This is a genomic window from Thalassococcus sp. S3 (assembly GCF_004216475.1).
Taxonomy (GTDB): domain Bacteria; phylum Pseudomonadota; class Alphaproteobacteria; order Rhodobacterales; family Rhodobacteraceae.
Genome location: NZ_CP022303.1, coordinates 159,597 through 178,426, shown reverse-complemented (window position 1 = coordinate 178,426; position 18,830 = coordinate 159,597). Strand labels below are relative to the sequence as shown.

At 59.9% G+C, this 18,830-nt stretch carries 22 protein-coding genes; 6 read left to right on the top strand and 16 right to left on the bottom strand.

Annotated features, from left to right (window positions below; all coding sequences use genetic code 11):
- Positions 1-83 precede the first annotated feature (83 nt).
- Positions 84-1,235 carry a phosphoserine transaminase gene (locus CFI11_RS00945; RefSeq protein WP_130402170.1) on the bottom strand — a complete coding sequence of 384 codons (1,152 nt, stop codon included), beginning with the start codon at positions 1,233-1,235 and terminating at the stop codon, positions 84-86.
- Between the two features lie 160 nt (positions 1,236-1,395).
- Here CFI11_RS00945 and serB point away from each other — a divergent pair, with 160 nt between their 5' ends.
- A complete protein-coding gene (gene serB / locus CFI11_RS00940) occupies positions 1,396-2,280 on the top strand; it encodes a phosphoserine phosphatase SerB (protein ID WP_130402168.1) in 885 nt (294 codons plus the stop codon).
- Here serB and CFI11_RS00935 read toward each other — a convergent pair.
- Positions 2,277-3,248, bottom strand: a complete 972-nt coding sequence (locus CFI11_RS00935; protein ID WP_130402166.1) for an asparaginase — start codon at positions 3,246-3,248, stop codon at positions 2,277-2,279. The two genes, serB and CFI11_RS00935, sit on opposite strands and share 4 nt — an antisense overlap.
- A 171-nt stretch (positions 3,249-3,419) precedes the next feature.
- Between CFI11_RS00935 and CFI11_RS00930 the strand changes: the two genes are divergently transcribed.
- Entirely contained in the window at positions 3,420-3,953 is a 534-nt protein-coding gene (locus tag CFI11_RS00930) for an invasion associated locus B family protein (RefSeq protein ID WP_130402164.1), read from the top strand.
- 4 nt (positions 3,954-3,957) lie between these two features.
- On the opposite strand, the gene CFI11_RS00925 is transcribed toward CFI11_RS00930, so the two are convergent.
- Positions 3,958-4,515, bottom strand: a complete 558-nt coding sequence (locus tag CFI11_RS00925) for a putative glycolipid-binding domain-containing protein (protein ID WP_165390155.1) — start codon at positions 4,513-4,515, stop codon at positions 3,958-3,960.
- Between the two features lie 275 nt (positions 4,516-4,790).
- Between CFI11_RS00925 and CFI11_RS00920 the strand changes: the two genes are divergently transcribed.
- Both CFI11_RS00920 and cobO read left to right on the top strand, forming a co-directional pair.
- Positions 4,791-5,723, top strand: coding sequence for a DMT family transporter (locus CFI11_RS00920; protein ID WP_130402160.1), 933 nt, complete (start codon positions 4,791-4,793; stop codon positions 5,721-5,723).
- A 51-nt stretch (positions 5,724-5,774) separates the two neighbouring features.
- Positions 5,775-6,374, top strand: a complete 600-nt coding sequence (gene cobO, locus CFI11_RS00915; protein WP_130402158.1) for a cob(I)yrinic acid a,c-diamide adenosyltransferase — start codon at positions 5,775-5,777, stop codon at positions 6,372-6,374.
- A 72-nt stretch (positions 6,375-6,446) separates the two neighbouring features.
- Here the strand turns inward: cobO and CFI11_RS00910 are convergent, their stop codons facing one another.
- The 3 genes from CFI11_RS00910 to msrB form a co-directional block, all read right to left on the bottom strand.
- Entirely contained in the window at positions 6,447-6,620 is a 174-nt protein-coding gene (locus tag CFI11_RS00910) for a DUF1328 domain-containing protein (RefSeq protein WP_130402156.1), read from the bottom strand.
- 84 nt (positions 6,621-6,704) lie between these two features.
- Positions 6,705-7,208, bottom strand: coding sequence for a peptide-methionine (S)-S-oxide reductase MsrA (gene msrA, locus CFI11_RS00905; protein WP_130402154.1), 504 nt, complete (start codon positions 7,206-7,208; stop codon positions 6,705-6,707).
- Positions 7,205-7,654 (bottom strand): peptide-methionine (R)-S-oxide reductase MsrB, encoded by a 450-nt coding sequence (msrB, locus tag CFI11_RS00900; RefSeq protein WP_130402152.1) that lies wholly within the window; start codon positions 7,652-7,654, stop codon positions 7,205-7,207. The genes msrA and msrB overlap by 4 nt, the downstream gene beginning before the upstream one ends.
- Before the next feature lie 115 nt (positions 7,655-7,769).
- Here msrB and CFI11_RS00895 point away from each other — a divergent pair, with 115 nt between their 5' ends.
- Positions 7,770-8,291, top strand: a complete 522-nt coding sequence (locus tag CFI11_RS00895; protein WP_130402150.1) for a glutathione peroxidase — start codon at positions 7,770-7,772, stop codon at positions 8,289-8,291.
- Here the strand turns inward: CFI11_RS00895 and CFI11_RS00890 are convergent.
- The 10 genes from CFI11_RS00890 to ade form a co-directional block, all read right to left on the bottom strand.
- On the bottom strand, positions 8,260-9,936 hold the full coding sequence (locus CFI11_RS00890; RefSeq protein WP_130402148.1) for an ABC transporter ATP-binding protein: 1,677 nt from the start codon (positions 9,934-9,936) through the stop codon (positions 8,260-8,262). The genes CFI11_RS00895 and CFI11_RS00890 overlap by 32 nt on opposite strands.
- Positions 9,920-10,780 (bottom strand): hypothetical protein, encoded by an 861-nt coding sequence (locus CFI11_RS00885; protein ID WP_130402146.1) that lies wholly within the window; start codon positions 10,778-10,780, stop codon positions 9,920-9,922. The genes CFI11_RS00890 and CFI11_RS00885 overlap by 17 nt, the downstream gene beginning before the upstream one ends.
- Before the next feature lie 21 nt (positions 10,781-10,801).
- Entirely contained in the window at positions 10,802-11,374 is a 573-nt protein-coding gene (locus CFI11_RS00880) for an aspartyl/asparaginyl beta-hydroxylase domain-containing protein (RefSeq protein WP_130402144.1), read from the bottom strand.
- Positions 11,375-11,619: 245 nt separating this feature from the next.
- Positions 11,620-12,594 (bottom strand): GlxA family transcriptional regulator, encoded by a 975-nt coding sequence (locus CFI11_RS00875; RefSeq protein ID WP_130402142.1) that lies wholly within the window; start codon positions 12,592-12,594, stop codon positions 11,620-11,622.
- A gap of 56 nt (positions 12,595-12,650) precedes the next feature.
- Entirely contained in the window at positions 12,651-13,070 is a 420-nt protein-coding gene (locus tag CFI11_RS00870) for a thioredoxin (protein ID WP_130402140.1), read from the bottom strand.
- Positions 13,071-13,177: 107 nt separating this feature from the next.
- Positions 13,178-14,047, bottom strand: a complete 870-nt coding sequence (locus CFI11_RS00865) for a DMT family transporter (protein ID WP_130402138.1) — start codon at positions 14,045-14,047, stop codon at positions 13,178-13,180.
- A 78-nt stretch (positions 14,048-14,125) separates the two neighbouring features.
- Positions 14,126-14,479 carry a VOC family protein gene (locus tag CFI11_RS00860; protein WP_130402136.1) on the bottom strand — a complete coding sequence of 118 codons (354 nt, stop codon included), beginning with the start codon at positions 14,477-14,479 and terminating at the stop codon, positions 14,126-14,128.
- Positions 14,480-14,599: 120 nt separating this feature from the next.
- Positions 14,600-14,887: an HU family DNA-binding protein gene (locus CFI11_RS00855; protein WP_130402134.1), complete on the bottom strand. Its 288-nt coding sequence runs from the start codon at positions 14,885-14,887 to the stop codon at positions 14,600-14,602.
- Between the two features lie 132 nt (positions 14,888-15,019).
- Entirely contained in the window at positions 15,020-16,483 is a 1,464-nt protein-coding gene (locus CFI11_RS00850) for an AMP nucleosidase (RefSeq protein WP_130402132.1), read from the bottom strand.
- Entirely contained in the window at positions 16,480-18,291 is a 1,812-nt protein-coding gene (gene ade, locus CFI11_RS00845) for an adenine deaminase (RefSeq protein ID WP_130402130.1), read from the bottom strand. The genes CFI11_RS00850 and ade overlap by 4 nt, the downstream gene beginning before the upstream one ends.
- A gap of 88 nt (positions 18,292-18,379) precedes the next feature.
- Between ade and arsC the strand changes: the two genes are divergently transcribed.
- The gene (gene arsC / locus CFI11_RS00840; RefSeq protein ID WP_130409887.1) at positions 18,380-18,805 is read left to right on the top strand and encodes an arsenate reductase (glutaredoxin); all 426 of its coding nucleotides are present in this window, start codon (positions 18,380-18,382) and stop codon (positions 18,803-18,805) included.
- Positions 18,806-18,830 lie beyond the last annotated feature (25 nt).

The window sequence follows — 18,830 nt, the reverse complement described above, 5'->3', positions numbered from 1 at the left end:
TCCTTTTTAGAAGTCAGGGGGGGGTGCTCATCAGTCCCTTGCAGGCCTTCTTCGCGAAGACGCCCGCAAGGGCGGATGAGCAACTATGCTGCGAGCTGTTGCGAAATCTCGGTCTCAAACGCCCAGGCAAGCCATGGAAGCATCGCGCTGATATCCGCCGTTTCCACCGTACCACCGCACCAGATCCTCAGGCCCGGAGGCGCGTCCCGATAAGCGCCAACATCAAGTGCGACACCTTCGTCCGCCAATCGTTTTGCAACAGCCTTGGCAAAGCTGGCGCCATCGGCGATCCGCGTATCCGTGAACTTCAAACACACCGACGTGTTGGACCGCGTCGCCGGGTCAGATGCCAGAAAATCGATCCAATCATGAGAACCCACAAAATCCGCAATCGCCCCCGCATTTGCGTCCGCGCGTGCGATCAGGCCCGTCAAGCCGCCAACACTCCGCGCCCAGGCAAGACATTGCAAATAGTCCTCAACGGCCAACATGGAGGGCGTATTGATCGTCTCACCCCGGAATACACCCTCGATAAGTGCGCCACCCTTGGTAAGCCGGAAAATCTTTGGCAGCGGCCAGGGCGGTGCATAGCGTTCCAGCCGTTCCACCGCACGCGGGCTCAGGATCAGCATGCCGTGTGCGGCCTCTCCGCCCAGAACTTTCTGCCAGCTGAATGTCGTCACATCCAGCTTGTCCCAGGGGAGGTCCATCGCAAACGCAGCAGATGTCGCATCGCAGAGCGTCAACCCCGCCCGATCCGCCGGTATCACATCTCCATCTGGCACCCGCACACCCGAGGTTGTCCCGTTCCAGGTGAAGCAAACATCCCTGTCCCAATCGACCGAGGCCAGGTCCACGATCTCGCCATACTCGGCCGTCTTCACCTGCGCATCGAGTTTGAGTTGTTTGACCGCATCCGTGACCCAGCCCGCGCCAAAGCTCTCCCAGGCGAGCATGTCCACCGGACGCTCGCCCAGCAGGTTCCACATCGCCATCTCATAAGCACCGGTATCGGAGGCCGGGACGATCCCGATGCGATACTCTGCCGGCACGCCCAGCAGGTCGCGGGTCTCCTCGATCGCAGCCTTCAGCTTGTCCTTGCCGATCGCGGCGCGATGCGACCGGCCCAAAGCGGCATCTGAGAGTTGATCGAGTGTGAAGGTGGGGGGTTTGGCACAGGGGCCAGACGAAAAACGCGGATTGGCCGGCCGCGTTGCCGGTTGTTGCATAGCCATGGATGCTACCCTTCCAGATAAGCGCCCCTCGTTGGGGAGGGGTGTCCCACTTGCCGGGATACGGAGCCCTTCGATCTGGTGCAACCGCTAAAACGTCGCTATAGCGCCGGTTAAGCCACGTTTTGCGACATTCGCGTCTCTCATCGGAAACACCCCACACATGCTCGTTGCCACGCTTCTCACCGCCCCGGGGAAATCTTCCCTTGATCCAACCCTTGTTGAATCTCTGCGCAATGCCTGGGGTGGCGATGCCGTGGTTTGGCTCGCCCCGGATGAAGCAGCTGAATTCCGTCTTTCACACCGACCCGGCAATTTGTGGGATGTCTGGGCCAATCTGCAGAACCTCCATGTCGATCTGGCTGTGCAGGATGAGGGCGGTCGGCGGAAACGGATGCTTCTTGCAGATATGGACAGCACCGTGATCCAGCAGGAATGCATCGACGAACTCGCCGACGAAGCAGGCGTTGGAGAGCGGGTAAAAGACATCACCGCACGGGCTATGAACGGCGAGTTGGATTTCGAGGGCGCGCTTGTCGAGCGCGTGCGTCTTTTGGCCGGGCTGGATGTGCAGGTTATCGACAAGGTCCTGTCAGAGCGTATTTCCCATATGCCCGGAGGCGCGACTCTGATTGCCACGATGAAGGCAAACGGTGCCTATGCGGCCCTCGTATCCGGCGGGTTCACCGCTTTTACCAGCGCCGTGGCCGCAGCACTTGGATTTGATGAAAACCGCGCCAACACCTTGCTTGAGAAAGACGGCAAGCTGACCGGAGACGTTGCGCGACCGATCCTCGGTCGTGCGGCCAAGGTCGAGGCGATGGAAGACATCACCGCGCGGCTTGGGTTCAGTGAGACCGATGTAATCGCGGTCGGTGACGGAGCGAACGATCTGGGTATGCTCCACCGGGCCGGAACCGGTGTGGCGCTTCATGCAAAGCCTTCGGTTGCCGCTGAATGCGATATCCGCATCAATCACGGGGATCTGACCGCGCTTCTTTATGTTCAGGGATATGCGAAGACCGAATTCGTGCCAGTTCGCGCCTAGATCACCGACTTGATCCATCCTGTTTGCTCGCCCGCCCAGTTCAGAATCGGCGCATTGCGGCGTTTGAGCGCTTCCGGATGCCGCGGGTCCAGAACGCCGAGGCGCGCCAGGATTGCCGTGATCACACATTCACTCGCCCGGGTCGCGCCATCGGCGATTTTTAGCGCAATACCCAGCTTTTGTTCAGGCAGAATGCCCACAAAAACCCCCTCCGCCCCGGTTTTGAGCGCAGCCTTCCCTGCGACGGCGCGCATCAGCCCGGTGCAGGCACGTCCCTCACCGGCCACCAGTTCTGGATGCCGGATCATCGCAGTGCGCAGCTTCTCTTCCGCGCTACCTTCCGGAGCGGCCGCGAAATGCGCCATTGCGCGGGCCAGGCCGTAAACCGTCGTCTGGAAGTTTGGCGCGGAGCAGCCGTCGATTCCGTAGCCCGGGCTTGTCAGTCCCGTAACCCGCTCGAAGGCTTCAAGACAGGCAGACTGCACCGGATGCTCGATATCGACATAGTTCAGGTTGGCGTTCAAATGCCGGGCGAGGGTCAGAAAGCCCGTATGTTTGCCGGAACAATTGTTGTGATAGCGGCATGGCGCGGTGTCCGAACAGATAAGCGAATGGCTGTCCCTCGGATCTCGCGGCATCTGCGGTCCGCATTTCAGATCTGCGTCGGCCAGACCCAGATCGGCGAGCCAGGCCGTCACACGATCCACATGCATGGGCGCACCCTGATGTGACGCACATGCCAGCGCCAGGTGTTCGCTGGTCAGACCTGCACGATCGGCGGCTCCGCTCTCGACCAGCGGCAGGGCCTGGATCATCTTCGCCGAGCTGCGGGGATAGATGAACGCGTCCGGGTCGCCCCACACATCGACCACCTGCCCGCTCGCATCGCAGATCACGACGTGACCGAAGTGCACGCTCTCCACGAACTCCGCGCGCCAGATTTCGACCAATGGAGCGGCTTGGGTCACTGAGGGCCTCTTTTTCTTGGCAATTTCCCGCCAATCACCCTTTCGTTCATGGCGCAAGCTAAGCTACTGTGCTTGTGTCGAGATGCAATGGGCGGATTTCCGCAGATGGCTGAAAAGGTCACGTGCCGTCCGAATTGAGATTGAGGTCAAGGACAGTCTGGAGGCTGCAAAATGGGATCGACGGTCGCCCGTGTTTTGGGTGGGTTTTGTATGATGGGCATGGTAGCGACCAGCCTTGCCGCGCAAGAGCAGAGCACCAATCGCGTTGCTGCAAAGACGGATTGGAGCGTTTTTGTCGAAGATGAACCGACAGAATGCTGGAGCGTGTCGGCCCCCAAGGAAACAGTCAATACTCGCGACGGCCGCGTTGTTGCCGTTCGTCGGGGCGACATCCTTCTGTTTGTCTTTTATCGACCCGGCGCCAATGTGAAAGGCCAGGTCACCTTTACCGGCGGCTATCCCTTTGCAAGCGGCTCGACCGTCAACATGAATATCGGCGGAACAGAGTTTGAACTCTTTACCGAAGGCGAATGGGCCTGGCCGGCGAGCGAGGCGGACGATGCAAGAATCATCACCGCCATGAAGCGGGGCGCGGAAGCAGTGCTCACCGCCCGATCCTCCCGCGGGACACAAACGCAGGACAAGTTTTCCCTGCTTGGCTTTACCGCCGCGCTTGAGGATGCCGCTGCGCGCTGCGGCGACTAACGACCTAACCTGTTCGCTCCATCTTCCAGAGCTCCGGATATGACGTAACCAGACCGGCCTCGTTGATCTGCAGGTCCGATTCATAATCGTGTTCCGGCGAACGATAGCGATAAAGGTGATCCGACAGGCGCGTATAGCCCTGGGCGAGAGGTTTGATGTGCCAATCTGAGGTATCAAGCCACGCCGCAACCGTATCGGCCCTTGCGCCCAGGCCAAGCTGCATCCGCCGGATCGCCGATGTGTTTGTCGCCGGGGTGAAGCCCAGATCGATATCCTCGACACCATCAAGCCCGGAAAGCCACGTGCCGTTCAACGACCATTGATCTTCTATCCGCGCAAGCTGGATCTGGATGTCCCGATCACCAGCCCACCCGCGTACCTGCGCCGACAGACTTCGCCATAATGCGTCGCATTGCACCCTGTAGTCCAACCGCGCGACGTCCCGACCTTCCAGGAAAAGCGCTGTCCCCGACAAGGACCATCCTGTTTCGGATTTGCTGATCCGGCAGGCATCATGGCCGGGTACATCCAACCGACGCCAGAGAACGATGTCATCCCTCATGTTTAACATCTATCGGCTCAACGCTGGCTTAGACGGCAGCGCGCCGCGGACGCGCAAAACAATATCCTCATGCTTTCTGCCTCCTCTCCCAGTCAGACCTTTCCGTCACAACCTCTTGAAATCAAGCCCCTCTTTTAACCTGTAAATCTGGGAATGCAGGATCCGAAGAAGGCAGGTTGACAGCTTGGGCAGGTGGGAAAACAGCAAATGTACCCCTGCCACATCCATACATATCGAGCGTTGATCTTTCCGCGCCAACGGAGCAGGGTCGCGCCATGGCGCAATCGTTAACATCGCACAGACCAGGCCTTGCCATCGGTCTGAAACTCAGCGCCGTGTTTCTCTTCATGGTGATGGCCGCGCTGATCAAGGCGACTGCAGATACCGTTCCACCGGGGCAAGCCGTGTTCTTCCGGTCGTTCTTTGCCATTCCCGTGATCGTGGTATGGATCGCCCTGCGGGGCGAGTTACGCACCGGCTTTACGGTCAGGAACCCGATGGGCCACGTCCTGCGCGGCATCGTGGGCACGTCAGCCATGGGCCTGACCTTTGCGGGCCTGGGGCTTTTGCCTTTGCCAGAGGTCACCGCGATTGGCTATGCCACGCCGATCTTTACTGTCATCCTGGCCGCTTTCACGCTTGGTGAGCGCATTCGGGCAGTGCGCATCACCGCCGTCGGGCTGGGCCTTGTCGGTGTCTTGATCATGCTTTGGCCACGCCTGGGCAGCGACCTTCAGGACACCGCGACATTGGGCGCTATCCTGATCCTTCTTGCGACGCTGGCGCGCTCTGTTGTGCAGATCCAGATCCGGAAACTGGTCCAGACGGACCACACGGCCGCCATCGTCTTCTATTTCTCCGCCACGGCATCCCTGATCTCCCTGCTCACGCTTCCCTTCGGCTGGATCACGCCGGATGCTTCAACGCTGCTTTTGCTGATCGGGGCGGGTCTGCTGGGCGGGGTCGCGCAGATCCTTGTGACGGCGTCATATCGCTATGGCCCGGCTTCGATGCTGGCCCCATACGATTACGCCTCCATGATTTTCGCGATCCTGATCGGGTATGTGTGGTTTTCGGAATTGCCAACGGCGGTGATGTTGATCGGGGCGGGTCTTGTGGTCGCTGGCAACATCCTCGTGATCTGGCGCGAACGTCAACTTGGCCTTGAACGGGGACGGGCACGGTCGGTCACCGATCCCAAGGGGTAGACGCCGCACGCCGCTCCGCTAGTCTGCGCGAACCGGAGCAGGAGGTAGGACATGTCGGAGACCGAAAGCCACAAGGAAAAGATGAAAGCGCAGCAGGCCAAACACCGGGCCAAGGTTGCAAAGGCTGAGGACCCCGGCAGAGGACTTGTGCTGGTGCATACAGGGAAAGGCAAGGGCAAGTCGTCCTCTGCCTTCGGCGTGGTCATCCGGGCCTTGGGATGGAAGCAAAGCGTGGGCGTGGTTCAATTCATAAAGGGGAACTGGATCACCGGCGAACGGCAGTTTTTCGAACGGCTGGGCGGCGTGACATGGCACACGATGGGCGAAGGCTTCACTTGGGACACCCAAGACCGCGACCGGGACATCGCTGCAGCAGAAGCGGCTTTTGCAAAGGCCTGCGAAATGATGGAGAGCGGCGACTTTGATCTTGTCGTGCTCGACGAAATCAACATCGCGATGCGGTATGATTACCTTAGCACCGAAACGGTCCTGGACGGTCTCAAGGCGCGCTCTGATCGGACAAGCGTCATTCTGACGGGTCGTGACGCCAAGCCGGAGCTGTGCGACTATGCCGATCTTGTCAGCGAAATGACGGAGGTTAAACACCCCTATGCCGCCGGCATCAAGGCGCAGCGCGGAGTTGATTTCTAAGCGATCAGATTTGGCGCGCTCATCGGACGTGAAAAAGCCGCGCTACAATGCCCGGCTCTTTGACCTTTCGCCTTAGACCGGAGGTCTTCCTCGGACAGCGCGCGCAATCATTGCGACGACGAACAGCACCAGGAAGATCACAAACAGGATCTGCGCTATCCCGGCGGATGCACCTGCGATACCGCCAAAGCCAAGAAGCGCGGCGATCAGGGCAATGATCAGAAATGTAACGGCCCAACCCAACATGGTCTTTCTCCTTCAACATAGCTCTGTGTTGCCTTGGAGAATTAACCACCGAAGCCCAAAAAGGTTCCCGGGGGCGTCTACCGACTACTCGGCGGCACGTTTTGGAAGGATCCAGTCGGGCCGCGGGAAATGGCAGGTATAGCCGTTCGGAAAGCGTTCTAGATAGTCCTGATGCTCCGGCTCGGCCTCCCAGAAATCGCCAACGGGTTCCACTTCGGTGACGACGCGGCCCGGCCAGATACCCGAAGCATTCACATCGGCAATCGTATCTAGGGCCACGTTCTTCTGCGCTTCGTCGACATAGTAAATGGCCGACCGGTAGCTGAGGCCGACATCGTTGCCTTGCCGGTTCAGCGTGGTCGGGTCGTGGATCTGAAAGAAGAACTCCAGCAATTGCCGAAACGTGATTTTGGCGGGATCATAGATAATCTCGATCCCCTCGGCATGGGTGCCGTGGTTTCGATAGGTCGCGTTTGGCACATCACCACCGGTATAGCCAACGCGGGTCGTCTCGACACCGGGGAGTTTGCGGATGAGATCCTGCATCCCCCAGAAACACCCTCCTGCAAGTACCGCGCGATCACTCATGCTGCATCCTCCACCTGATCAAGATAGGCACCATAGCCTTCCGCCTCCATGTCATCGCGATGGATGAACCTTAACGAGGCTGAATTTATGCAATACCGAAGTCCACCGCGATCCGTTGGCCCATCCGGGAATACGTGGCCCAGATGGCTGTCACCATGGGTAGATCGGACTTCGGTCCGCACCATGCCCAGCGAGCGGTCCACCAGTTCCTGAATATGGGCAGGTTCGATTGGTTTGGTGAAACTCGGCCAGCCACAGCCGCTTTCGTATTTGTCAGCCGACGCAAAGAGCGGTTCGCCAGACACAATGTCCACGTAGATACCGGGCTCCTTGTTATAAAGGAGTTTTCCGGTGCCGGGTCGCTCTGTCCCGCTTTGTTGGGTGACATAAAATTCCTCCGCAGACAAAGCAGAGATCACGTCGGGGTTCTTGGTGTATCGGGTCAAACTATCCTCCCCACGGTTATGTTAAGCTCATAGATGGGGCATGGGCCGAAAATTGAAAGGGTGATCCGCGCCGCGGGGCGGAACGTAAAACAGAAAGTTCGAGGGAGGTGTTATGATGATCCGATTTTTGTTTGCCGCAGTGTTGATTTTGTCAGCTCAGGCTGGTTTGGCCAAAGGCATCAGTGGCACGTTTCCGTCGATTGATGGCGGAACCCTGTCGGTCGAGGCGTGGCGCGGGCAGCCGGTCCTGGTCGTCAACACGGCCTCGCAATGTGGCTTCACCCCTCAATATGCAGCCCTTCAGACCGTTTGGGACAGATATCGCGATGCCGGCCTCGTGGTGCTTGCCATCCCGTCGGACGACTTCAATCAAGAGCTGGCCAGCGCCGCAGAGGTTAAAGAGTTCTGCGATCTCAATTACGGGCTCGACATGCCGATGACGGATATCACGCATGTGAAAGGGTCAAAAGCGCATGATTTCTATCGCCAGGTCCGCGCAGAGACGGGGTTTGTTCCGCGCTGGAATTTCAACAAGGTGCTGATCGCGCCCGATGGCAGCGTGGCAGAGACCTGGGGCTCGTCGGTAAAGCCCGATTCACGGCAGATCACGCGGGCGATTGAAGCCTACTTGAATTGAACCGGCGCGCAAGCGTACCGGCTGCATCGGGCGTTGTCCGCAGCGCAAGCCCCCCCTGCTCGATCACCCAGATCTCGTCCATCATGGCGGCAATATCCATGTCGTGGGTAATCAGCAGCGTTGTCGCGCCGGTGCCGAATACCAGGTTTTCGACCAGCCGCGCACCATCCTGATCCAGGGCGTCATCGGGTTCATCAAGCAAAAGAAGACGCGGCCGGGACAGCGCTGCGCGCGTCAGCAAAACCCGCCGGATCTCACCAGCGGAGAGGTTGCGCCCGGCCTCGGATACCTTTCCGTCAAGGCCCCCAATACGCTCCAGAACCGCGTCCAGCCCATAGACCGAGGCTTGCGACAAGATTGCCTCATCCGCCGGTTTCTCTTCGATCCCCATGGTCAGGGCGCGCCGCAAACTTCCAGACAGAATGGGGGAGCGTGTGCCAACGAACGCGATCAGCCGGCGCCGCTCGGTCGCGGTCAGGGTGGTTGCCTTGCGGTCGCCGATGGTCACATTCCCCTCGCGCGGCTTTTCAAGGCCCGCGGCAAGAGACAACAATGTGGACTTGCCAGCGCCATTCGGACCGACAATTGCGATTTTCCGGCCCGGCGCGGCGACGACATCGATGCCAGAGAGGGCACCGGCGGAGACATCGCGAAACGAGAGTTTTGGAGGGGTGTCGGCCAGCTTTTGCTTTTCGGTCCGGGCAACGCCGGTTGTCTTTGGCAGACGCAACAGGCGGGCGCATTTATCACGCGCCACGCACCAGGCGCGATGGCGGTCCCAGACCCCGGCCAGATCCCGCATCGGCTGGATCATCAGGCCCACCGCGGCCAGCGCACCCGCCGCCTCGGCGCCCGGCGCGCCGGTGCTGAGCGCCACGAGGAACAAGGAGGCCGCTGCTATCCCGGAAACCGCATCGGGGATGGTCCGGAGGATCGCCGCGCCCCGGGCGCGTTCCAAAGCGGCCTCGATCAGCTTTTCGGTCCGCGCGCTCAGATGATCCGTCTCAATCTTGATCCGCCCCAGCAGGCGCAGCTCAGGTGCGTGCGGAATGCGTTCGCTCATATCAGCGGCCAGGCTCGCTCGTCGGTTCCTGAGGCGTCGATGCGCAGGGCCAAGACGTGGGCCCAGCAAGGTCAGCGTGATCAGCCCCAGGCCGATAGGGACAGCCGCCGCAAAACCAAGGTTCGGGTTCAACAGGAAAAGCGCTGCGGTTGCTGCCGGCAGAACCACCAAGGCCGAGATCATGCGGGACAGTCCCAGACTGACCCAGCCCCGAACTGCGGCGAGGTCGCCCACGAAACGGAGCGAAAGGGCGCCGCTGCGCATGGCTTGCAGATCCCGTGCCGACACGCGGGCCATGTGCCGGAAAAGCGTCAGACGCAGCGCCGCCGCGAAATCCTGCCCGACCCCCTCGGCCACCACACGCTCGGCATATCGCAACGCTGCGATCATCAGCCCCGAAGCCGCGACTACACCAAGCGCAAGTAACGGCAGGTCCGGTGACAGATCGCGAAAGGCCGCAAAGACATCACGGGTGGCAAAAGCCGCCAGCCCGGCCGCAGCCGCCTGCCCCAGCGCGAAAAGCACCACAAGGGCAATGCCGCGGAGCCGGCGGCCCCCTGTTATACTAGGCAGAGACGACATAACCCGGGCGCGGCAAGGCTGGACCTTGTGCAAGCGCGGACGGCGCGTCGGCCAGAAGAATCCGGTCCAAACCGCCGCGTGTGACACAGGTGGCAAATTGATGCCCGCAATCCGGCAGGGCGTGAAAGTCGATCAGCGTTTCCAGCCCACGGGCGCGACCGATCTGGCGCAGCGCGCCGGCCCAACGGGCTGCGCGGGCCAGCCGGTGGCGCCCCTGTTGCGCGTCGATTTCGGGACCGCTGCGGGTGAAGGACGTGGGAACGCAATCCTCATCCCCCACACAGACATCGATCGGCAGGCTCAGAAAGGCCTCCAGATGATCGGACAGGCCGCCAGGCAGGCTGCGGCTTGGCGAAAGGCCATAGGGATAGGTTGCGTCGTCCGGAAATGTGTACCAGCCCGCCGAACAGGTGATCAGGCGGGAAATCAGATTGGGATAGAGCATCGCAAACCGGTGTGCGAATTGTGCGCCACCCGAGAAGCCCGAGATTTCAAATCGTTTTGAGGACCAAAGTCCGTCCTGTTTGAGAGCGGAAATGAGGCGCAACAGCGCCAGATCGGCGCGTTTTCCGATGACAACGCGCTGGTATTTGGGCCAGCGCTGCTTGTCAAAAAGCGGAGCGATGACGATACGGCCCATCTGTGTGGCCCGTTCCGCCAGCAACTCCGCCTGTTGGCTGGCACGTCGCTGTATTCCATGAACCGCGATATGCGGGACCGCTTCGGGATCCAGATGATCGGGGATCACCAGCCAGCTCTCCAGCCCGTAAGGTCCGTTGGCTGGGCGGCGCGTGATCTTGTAGCCGCGCGCCGCATCCTGAAGCGAGCCAAAACTGCTCGACATAAGGGTCGTCCTTTTAATGGGTCAGGCCGCAGTGCCGAACACTTCTTCGGCGCGATGTGCGGGCAACATGTCAAAGATGATGTGAATGCGATCCTGATCGCCGTCATTCATCGCTTCGTGCATCTGGTCGTTATCAAACCACCAGAGTTCCCCTTCCTTCATGCGGACCTCTTCATCACCGGCTTTCATCCAGGACCCGTCCGTCGATCTCAGCACGAAGTGATAGCGGTTGCGCACGCGATAATAATCGCCCCGGTCGATATGCGGATAGACGCGTTTTCCGGCAGGCAGAGCGACGATCTTGGCCCGGCCAAGAATGGAGTCTTGCTCTTCCGCGAACTGCTCGAGAAATTCGCGAACCTTGACGAAGGGTTGCGATCCCGTGGTCCAGCGGCTTTCGTGCACGTCGCGGCGGGCGCGATCGCCAATCGCCGATTTGCGCAGACCCCGGATCGGAATAGCCTTGGCTTCGCGCTGCACCTTGATCTTGTCTTGCCGTCCGGTGGACATGTCCCAAGCACCGTCGATGGAGGCGATTTCATCCAGGAAGGGCTTTGGGTCTAGGTTTGGTTTCAGGCACTTGAAGTACTTCATTGCGGTCACCTTTTTTCTGGCGCGGGTTATGAACCGATGTTGTTTCACATTCAGGTGCGGCGTTCCCTGCGCTTGCTGAAGATCGCCGCGTGCACCAATACCTAGGCCAACAGACAAGAGATTTAAGCTAAAATATTGATATTAATATCTAATTTACGCCACCTTCACTCGACATTCATCTACTGTTCATATTCGGGACAGAGTGTTTTCATCTTCGGCAGACCGCTGGATTCGCAGCGTTCGGATCAGCCGCCGGCCCACACAAACTCCTGCCCTGCCGCATCCAGACTGGGCGACACACCAAAGGCTTTTGGGTAGCTTTTCGAGAAGTGAGAGGCCGAGTTGAAACCGCAGGACAGGCAGATTTCGGTCACCGACATATCGGTCTGACGCAAGAGATGCCGGGCCTTTTCCAGCCGCATGCGCAGGTAGTGACGCTTGGGCGATGTTGCCATGTAGCGCGCAAAGAGACGTTCCAGCTGTCTGGTGGACAAAGAGACCACCGCCGCGATCTCATCCGGGCTCAGCGGATCCTCGATATTGTTTTGCATGACCTGAAGCGCCAATGACAGCTTGGCGTGCCGGGGCTCTCCCGACACCCGTAACGAGAGCCTTTGCCCATGATGCTCGGCCCGGGGCGCGGTATAGACCATCTGGTCGGCGACCCAGGTTGCCAGTTCGATGCCGTACTCAGCATGGACACGGTGCAACATCAGATCCATGGAGGCCGCACCCCCAGCACATGTGAAAACCCGCCCATCCACGGCGAAAATACCGCTTTCGACGATCACGTCAGGCAGCAACTCGGACAGGGCATTGTGATATTCCCAATGTGTGGTGACCCGTTTGCCGTCGATAAGACCAGCAAGGGCAAGGGTATAGCTGCCGCGCGACAATGCGCCGAAATCCATCCCCTTGCGCGTTTCCTTCCGCAACCAGTTGAGGACGTTCGGGCTGCTGACGTTGCCTGCATCCTCCCCCGCGCAGACCACGATAACTTCGTCCCGCTCAAGAGATGGCAAGGCAGCCTCGACCGCTGCGGTCACACCGTTATAGGCAGGCACGGGCATGCCCGTTTCGCCAATCAGACGCCATTGGTAATAGGCCTGGCCAGACGGATGGCGGTTCGCGAGCGACAAGGCCTCGACCGCGCAGGCAAAGCCAAGCTGCGAGTAACCTGGCAAAAGCAGAAAGGCGTAGCGTTTTGGTGTTTGGGTCATGCCGTGGGCTGCAATCGGATCTGATCGTGAAGCCTAGACCAGTCCGGTTGACCCGATCAACTCGCCCGCGCGGCCTCCAGCGTTTTGTCGAGGAATGCCTTGATACGACGTTCGTCTATTTCAGCTTCCAGCCGACCAATCTCTCCCTTGCCTTGCAGGGCGATCAGCGTGGAATGCCGCTGGATCTTGAGCCGCTGGGCCATCTGCGACGGGCCGTATGTGTCCCAGTCGATATCGATGAACGTGATGTAAGAGCTGTATTGAGGATTGTTTGCCTTCAGCGCACCGATGGTATCCCGCTTGATCTGGCTGGTCAGGGACCATGACGCGTTGAAATTCAGGATGAAGGCGTTTCCGGTCTCACGCATCTCCATCAACAGGCCCGTTCGATAGGGCGTGGCGTGATAGGCAGCCTGGGCCGCAAGCGGAAACAGACTGGCAGCAGCGGAAAAAGTCAGAAACTGGCGACGATCCATAAACGTCTCTCTCACGGTCGGTTGCCTGACCTAGATAGCCTAATCCGCGTACCCTGCAGCAGTAAAACACGTGCCCGATCCAGTATGTGATGCGATCGCCACAGGTTTCACGCGCGCCCCTGTCGCGCCAGCTGCACGGCAAGGATGCTCACCGTGACGATGGCGACACCCAGAACGTCCAATGCGCCCAAGGCCTCGTTCAGAAGGAGCGCGGCAATCGCCACGCCGAAGAAGGGGTTCAGGAAATGGAACGTCGCCGCCCTGACAGCGCCGATCCGGTCCACGAGGCGCACCCAGACATAGGTGGCGGCCAGACCGGGGACGAGCGTTGTGTAGGCAAACGCCGCCCCCCAGACATGGGAATAGCGCAGAAAGGGCTCCTCCAGCAGAGCGGCCATGGGGAATAGCGCAGCGCTGCCCACCAGCATCTGCAAACCGACGATCATCATGAAGTTCCCGCCAGAGGTCGCCCCACGCAGGGCCAACGTGGCGTAGGTCAGCGCGATCACGCCAAGAACGCAGAGGAAAAGGCCAAAAAGATCCACACCAGCCTCAAGGCGCGCACCCATGATCAGAACAACGCCGAAAAGACCCGCGATCAGGCCGGCGATGGCCAGAGGGCGCAGACGCTCGCGAAAGATCAGCCAGCCTGCCAACGCGACCAGCAGCGGCAAGCTGGACGCCACAATCGCGGCAAGAGAGGCCTGAACCGTCTGCATCGCCACGAAGTTGAACCCCAGATAAAGCGCGTTCTGGCAAATTCCAAAGAGGATCGTTGCCCGCCACTGCGCCGGTGTCAGGCGCCAGCTTTGCCCCAGGAAAAGCGCGATCAAAACGCCGATCAGACCAGAGATGAGGAAGCGAACCGCAAGCGCATAAATGGGCGCTGCATCGGCGACGATGATCCGCGCCGAACTGAACGCCGACGACCACATCAACGCAAAGGCAAGCCCCATGAAAATCGCACGGATATCCATGCCGCCCCCTTCTGGTGTCTTCGTCTCTCCGCGACCATTTCTTAAATTCCGGAGCGGCGCAAGCGATGGCCGGAAAGGTCAGGCCGGCACCGCCATGATCTTCAAACGGTTACCTGCGGGATCGCTCACCTCAAGGCTTTGCGATCCGTCCGCATTGTCGTGAAGTGCTGCATCCTTTGACAGCGGAGACAGCCGCGCCAAAAGGTCTTTGAGGTCGGGATGGCCGAGATGAAAATCGGTGTCATGCCCCGACACGCCATCGCCGCCGCCCATGCCGGGCACATAAAGCGCCAGATCATCGGTCAGTTGCACCCACCCATACTCCACCGCTTCGAATTGCGGAGACCCGCCAATCAAGGCGCGATAGAAAGGCAGGACCGTCTCAAGATCCGGGACCGGGATTTTCGCCATCAGAAGGATCGGAACGGTCATGTCTTCACCTCGCGCAGAATGGTGAGAAGTCGAGCCTTGGCACACCCGTCACAGTACCATGGCCAACAAAAAAAGGGCCGCCTTTAAGCGACCCTTGCGAAAGCCATGTGCGGCACAGGCTCAGCCGTTCACGCTGTCCTTCAGCGCTTTGGCAATGGTCATTTTGACCACCTTGTCCGCTTCCTTCTTGAACTGCTCACCGGTGGCCGGGTTGCGAACCATACGCTCGGGGCGTTCGCGGCAATAGATCTTGCCAACGCCCGGCAGGGTTACCGCGCCGCCAGCTGCCACTTCGCGGGTGATCAGCGAGGTCATTGCATCAAGCGCTGCGCTTGCGCCTTTCTTGTCCGTGCCCATTTCTTCGGCCAGTGCGGCGACGAGTTGGGTTTTGGTCATGGGTTTTGCCATCTTTTTTTCTCCTTCGTCTGCCCGATGTCTTGGGCCTCATCCGCAGATAGTAACGGAATATTGTGCATCAACACAACGAATAGTGGTGCTCTGCAAGCAAAAATATGGGGGTTTTTGCTGATTTTTGCTTGGTCAGAGGAATGCCGTCTCGTCAAAGGAGCGCAATTTTCGACTGTGGAGACGTTCAAGCGGCATGCCGCGCAAAGCCTCCATCGCCTGGATGCCGATCCGCAGGTGCCGGGAGACCTGCGTCTTATAGAAATCAGACGCCATGCCGGGCAATTTCAACTCTCCGTGCAAGGGTTTATCAGACACGCAAAGCAAAGTTCCATAGGGCACGCGAAAGCGATAGCCATTGGCGGCGATCGTGGCACTTTCCATGTCCAGCGCGACCGCGCGCGATTGGCTGAGACGCTGGACAGGACCGGATTGATCCCGCAATTCCCAGTTTCGGTTGTCGATCGTCGCAACCGTGCCTGTGCGCATCACCCGTTTCAGGTCATAGCCCTGCAATTCGGTGACGTTGGCAACCGCCTGCTCCAGCGCGATCTGGATTTCGGCAAGCGCGGGAATCGGCACCCAGACGGGAAGATCGTCATCCAGCACGTGATCCTCGCGCAAGTAAGCATGCGCCAGAACATAATCGCCCAGCGCCTGAGTGTTGCGAAGGCCTGCACAATGGCCAACCATCAGCCACGCATGAGGCCGCAGCACCGCGATATGATCGGTGGCCGTCTTTGCGTTTGACGGCCCCACACCGATATTGACCAGCGTGATGCCGGACCCATCCGGTCTTTTGAGGTGATAGGTGGGCATTTGCGGCAGTTTCAGCGGCGGGGTCAGCGGCGCCTCGGCATCGGTGATGATCTCGTTTCCCGTCGCCACAAAAGCGGTATAGCCGCTGCTGGGATCGGCAAGGGCTCCCCTGGCATAGGCCTCGAATTCCTCGACGTAGAACTGATAGTTGGTAAACAGAACGTGGTTCTGAAAATGCGCCGGATCGGTCGCGGTATAATGGCTGAGCCGGGCAAGGGAATAGTCAACGCGCTGCGCCGTGAAGGGCGCAAGGGGTCCGGTGCCATCCTCCGCCTGATATGTACCGTTCACGATATCATCGTTGGTCGTGCTGAGATCGGGCACGTCGAAGACATCGCGCAACGTAAAGTCCGCAGCACCTTCCTGCGGGACGGTGATGCTGTCATCGACCGATACGGCAAAATGAATGGGCATCGGGGTTTTTGAGGCCCCAATGGTCACCGGCTGCGCGTGATTTTCGATCAAAAGACCGATCTGCTGGCACAGATAATTCCGGAACAGATCAGGCCGGGTGATCGTCGCGGCATGGGTGCCGGGGGCCGAGACATGGCCAAAGCTGAGCCGACTGTCGACCTGCGCATAGGTTGTGGTGGTGATGCGGATCTCAGGGTAGAAGGCCCGGATCCGCGCGTTGGGCGCCCCGTTTTCAAGCGCTTCGGAGAAGCGGGAACACAGGAATTCGGTAGACGCGTCGTAGAGCGCGCATAGTCTGGATACTGCGGCGCTGGCATCGGTGAATGCGGTCGCGGCAGGAAGATCGGGCGTATGAATTTGGGTCATGAAAGGGGCTCGAAAACTGGGATTTCTTGGAAGGTACGGACGTCGATAAGACCCTTGTCCGAAATGCGGAGTTCAGGGATCACCACGAGGGCCAGAAGGGAGTGCTGCATATAGGCGTTGTTAAGCTGACATCCACAGGCCTGCATCGCCGCGACCATGGCGTCGGCCTTGGCCGAAACCTCGTGTGCGGGACGATCCGACATCAGCCCGGCAATCGGCAGCTCGACCAGGGCCAACTCCTTACCCTCCCGAAAGATGACCACGCCCCCACCCACCTGCTGCAGGCGATTTGCGGCAAGCGCCATTTGCGCGCGATCCGTGCCGACCACGATCATATGGTGGCTGTCATGGGCCACGGTGGACGCCATGGCCATCGCACCCTCATACCCGAACCCGGAAACAAATGCGTTGGTCACCTCCCCGGTGGCGCGATGACGTTCGACGAGAGAGATATGGCAAATGTCACCCGGCGCCTCAATCGGCTCGACATATCCTTCGCGGATTGGCAGATCGGCCTGCAAAGCCTTGGTCGGCGCCTGATTTTCCACCACGCCGATCACATTGGCCCGCACGGCATTCGCCCCTGAAGGCGCAGGAACGGCAAAGTCCATCGCGGACAGCTCTTGCTTGACGTGAACGGTCTGGCGCGCCTTGCCCGGCCAGTCGTAATGCGGACACTCCACCAGACACTTGCCGTTCTCCGCGATCTTTTGGCCCCTCGCCCAGACAGCCTCGATCGGGAGGCTCGTCAGATCGGATGTCAGGATCAGATCGGCCCGCCGGCCCGGGGTCAACGACCCCAGCTCCCGTTCCAGCCCGAAATGGGTCGCGGTGTTCAATGTGGCCATCTGCAAGGCGACAAGCGGATCGCATCCACAGGCGATGGCATGCCGCACCACCCGGTTCATATGCCCGTCATTCACCAGCGTGCCCGAATGGCAGTCGTCGGTGCAGAGGATGAAGTTACGAGGATCCAGACCTTTTTCGGTGACCGCGCTGATCTGCGCCTCCACGTCGTACCAGGCACTGCCCAGGCGCATCATGGACCGCATGCCCAAACGAACCCTTGCGATTGCATCGGCCTCGCAGGTTCCCTCGTGATCATCGGCGGGTCCGCCCGCGACATAGGCTGCGAAATCCGGGCCCAGATCGGGAGAGGCATAGTGGCCACCAACCGTCTTTCCTGCGCGCTGGGTCGCCGCGATCTCCGCCAGCATCTTTGGATCGGCATTTGAGACCCCTGGGAAATTCATCATCTCTCCTAGCCCGATGATACCGGGCCATGTCATCGCCTCGGCCACATCCTCTGGCGTGATCTCGTATCCCGTGGTCTCCAGTCCCGGCGCGGACGGCGCGCACGAGGGCATCTGCGTGAAGATGTTCAGCGGCTGCATCAGCGCTTCGTCATGCATCATCCGCACACCGTCGAGCCCCAGCACATTGGCAATCTCGTGCGGATCGGTGAACATCGTGGTCGTACCATGGGGGATCACGGCCCGGGCAAACTCCGCCGGGGTAAGCATGCCGCTTTCGATATGCATGTGCCCGTCGCAGAGGCCCGGGATCATGTACCGGCCCTTGGCGTCGACGACCTCGGTTTCCGGGCCGATGAGAGGTGAAAGATCCGGTGCGATCGTGGCGATCCGCCCTGCGACCACTGCGATGTCGTGAGCCGGCAACGCCTCTCTGGTGTGCACGTTGACCCAAATGCCTTGACGAAACACAAGGTCCGCCGGCGCACGGCCAGAGGCGGTTTCGATCAGACGGGGGGCGATATCGGGCCAGGACGGGAAAGGGTCGTGTTCCATGTCCCAATTGTTCAAAAGCGCGGGCCGGGCGCAAGTCCCGTTGACCCGTGTTCTTGAAACTGTCGCAAAAGATGGCCAAGCCTTGCGCATGGACATCGTCATTCATCACAACCCCGCCTGTGGCACATCTCGAAATGTTCTGAAGATCATCCGCGACGCTGGCTATGATCCTGTGGTGGTGGAATATCTGGAAACCGGCTGGACCCGGCCCCAGCTTCAGGCCCTCTTTGCCGCCGCCAACCTGACCCCAAGGTCGGCATTGCGCACCACCAAAAGCCCCGCGGAGGAGTTGGGTTTGCTGGACCCAGAGGTGCCGGAGGCCGACCTGCTCGACGCGATGCTTGATCATCCGGTTCTGGTGAACCGACCGATAGTTGCCTGCAGGACCGGTGTGCGCCTCTGCCGACCGTCAGGCAAGGTTCTCGATCTGTTGCCCCATTGGCCAGAGGGACCGTATTACAAGGAAGACGGCACGCTGTTGATCGACGAGACCGGCAAGCGCCATGCGGATTGACTTGACGAGTTGCGGGCTCATCCGC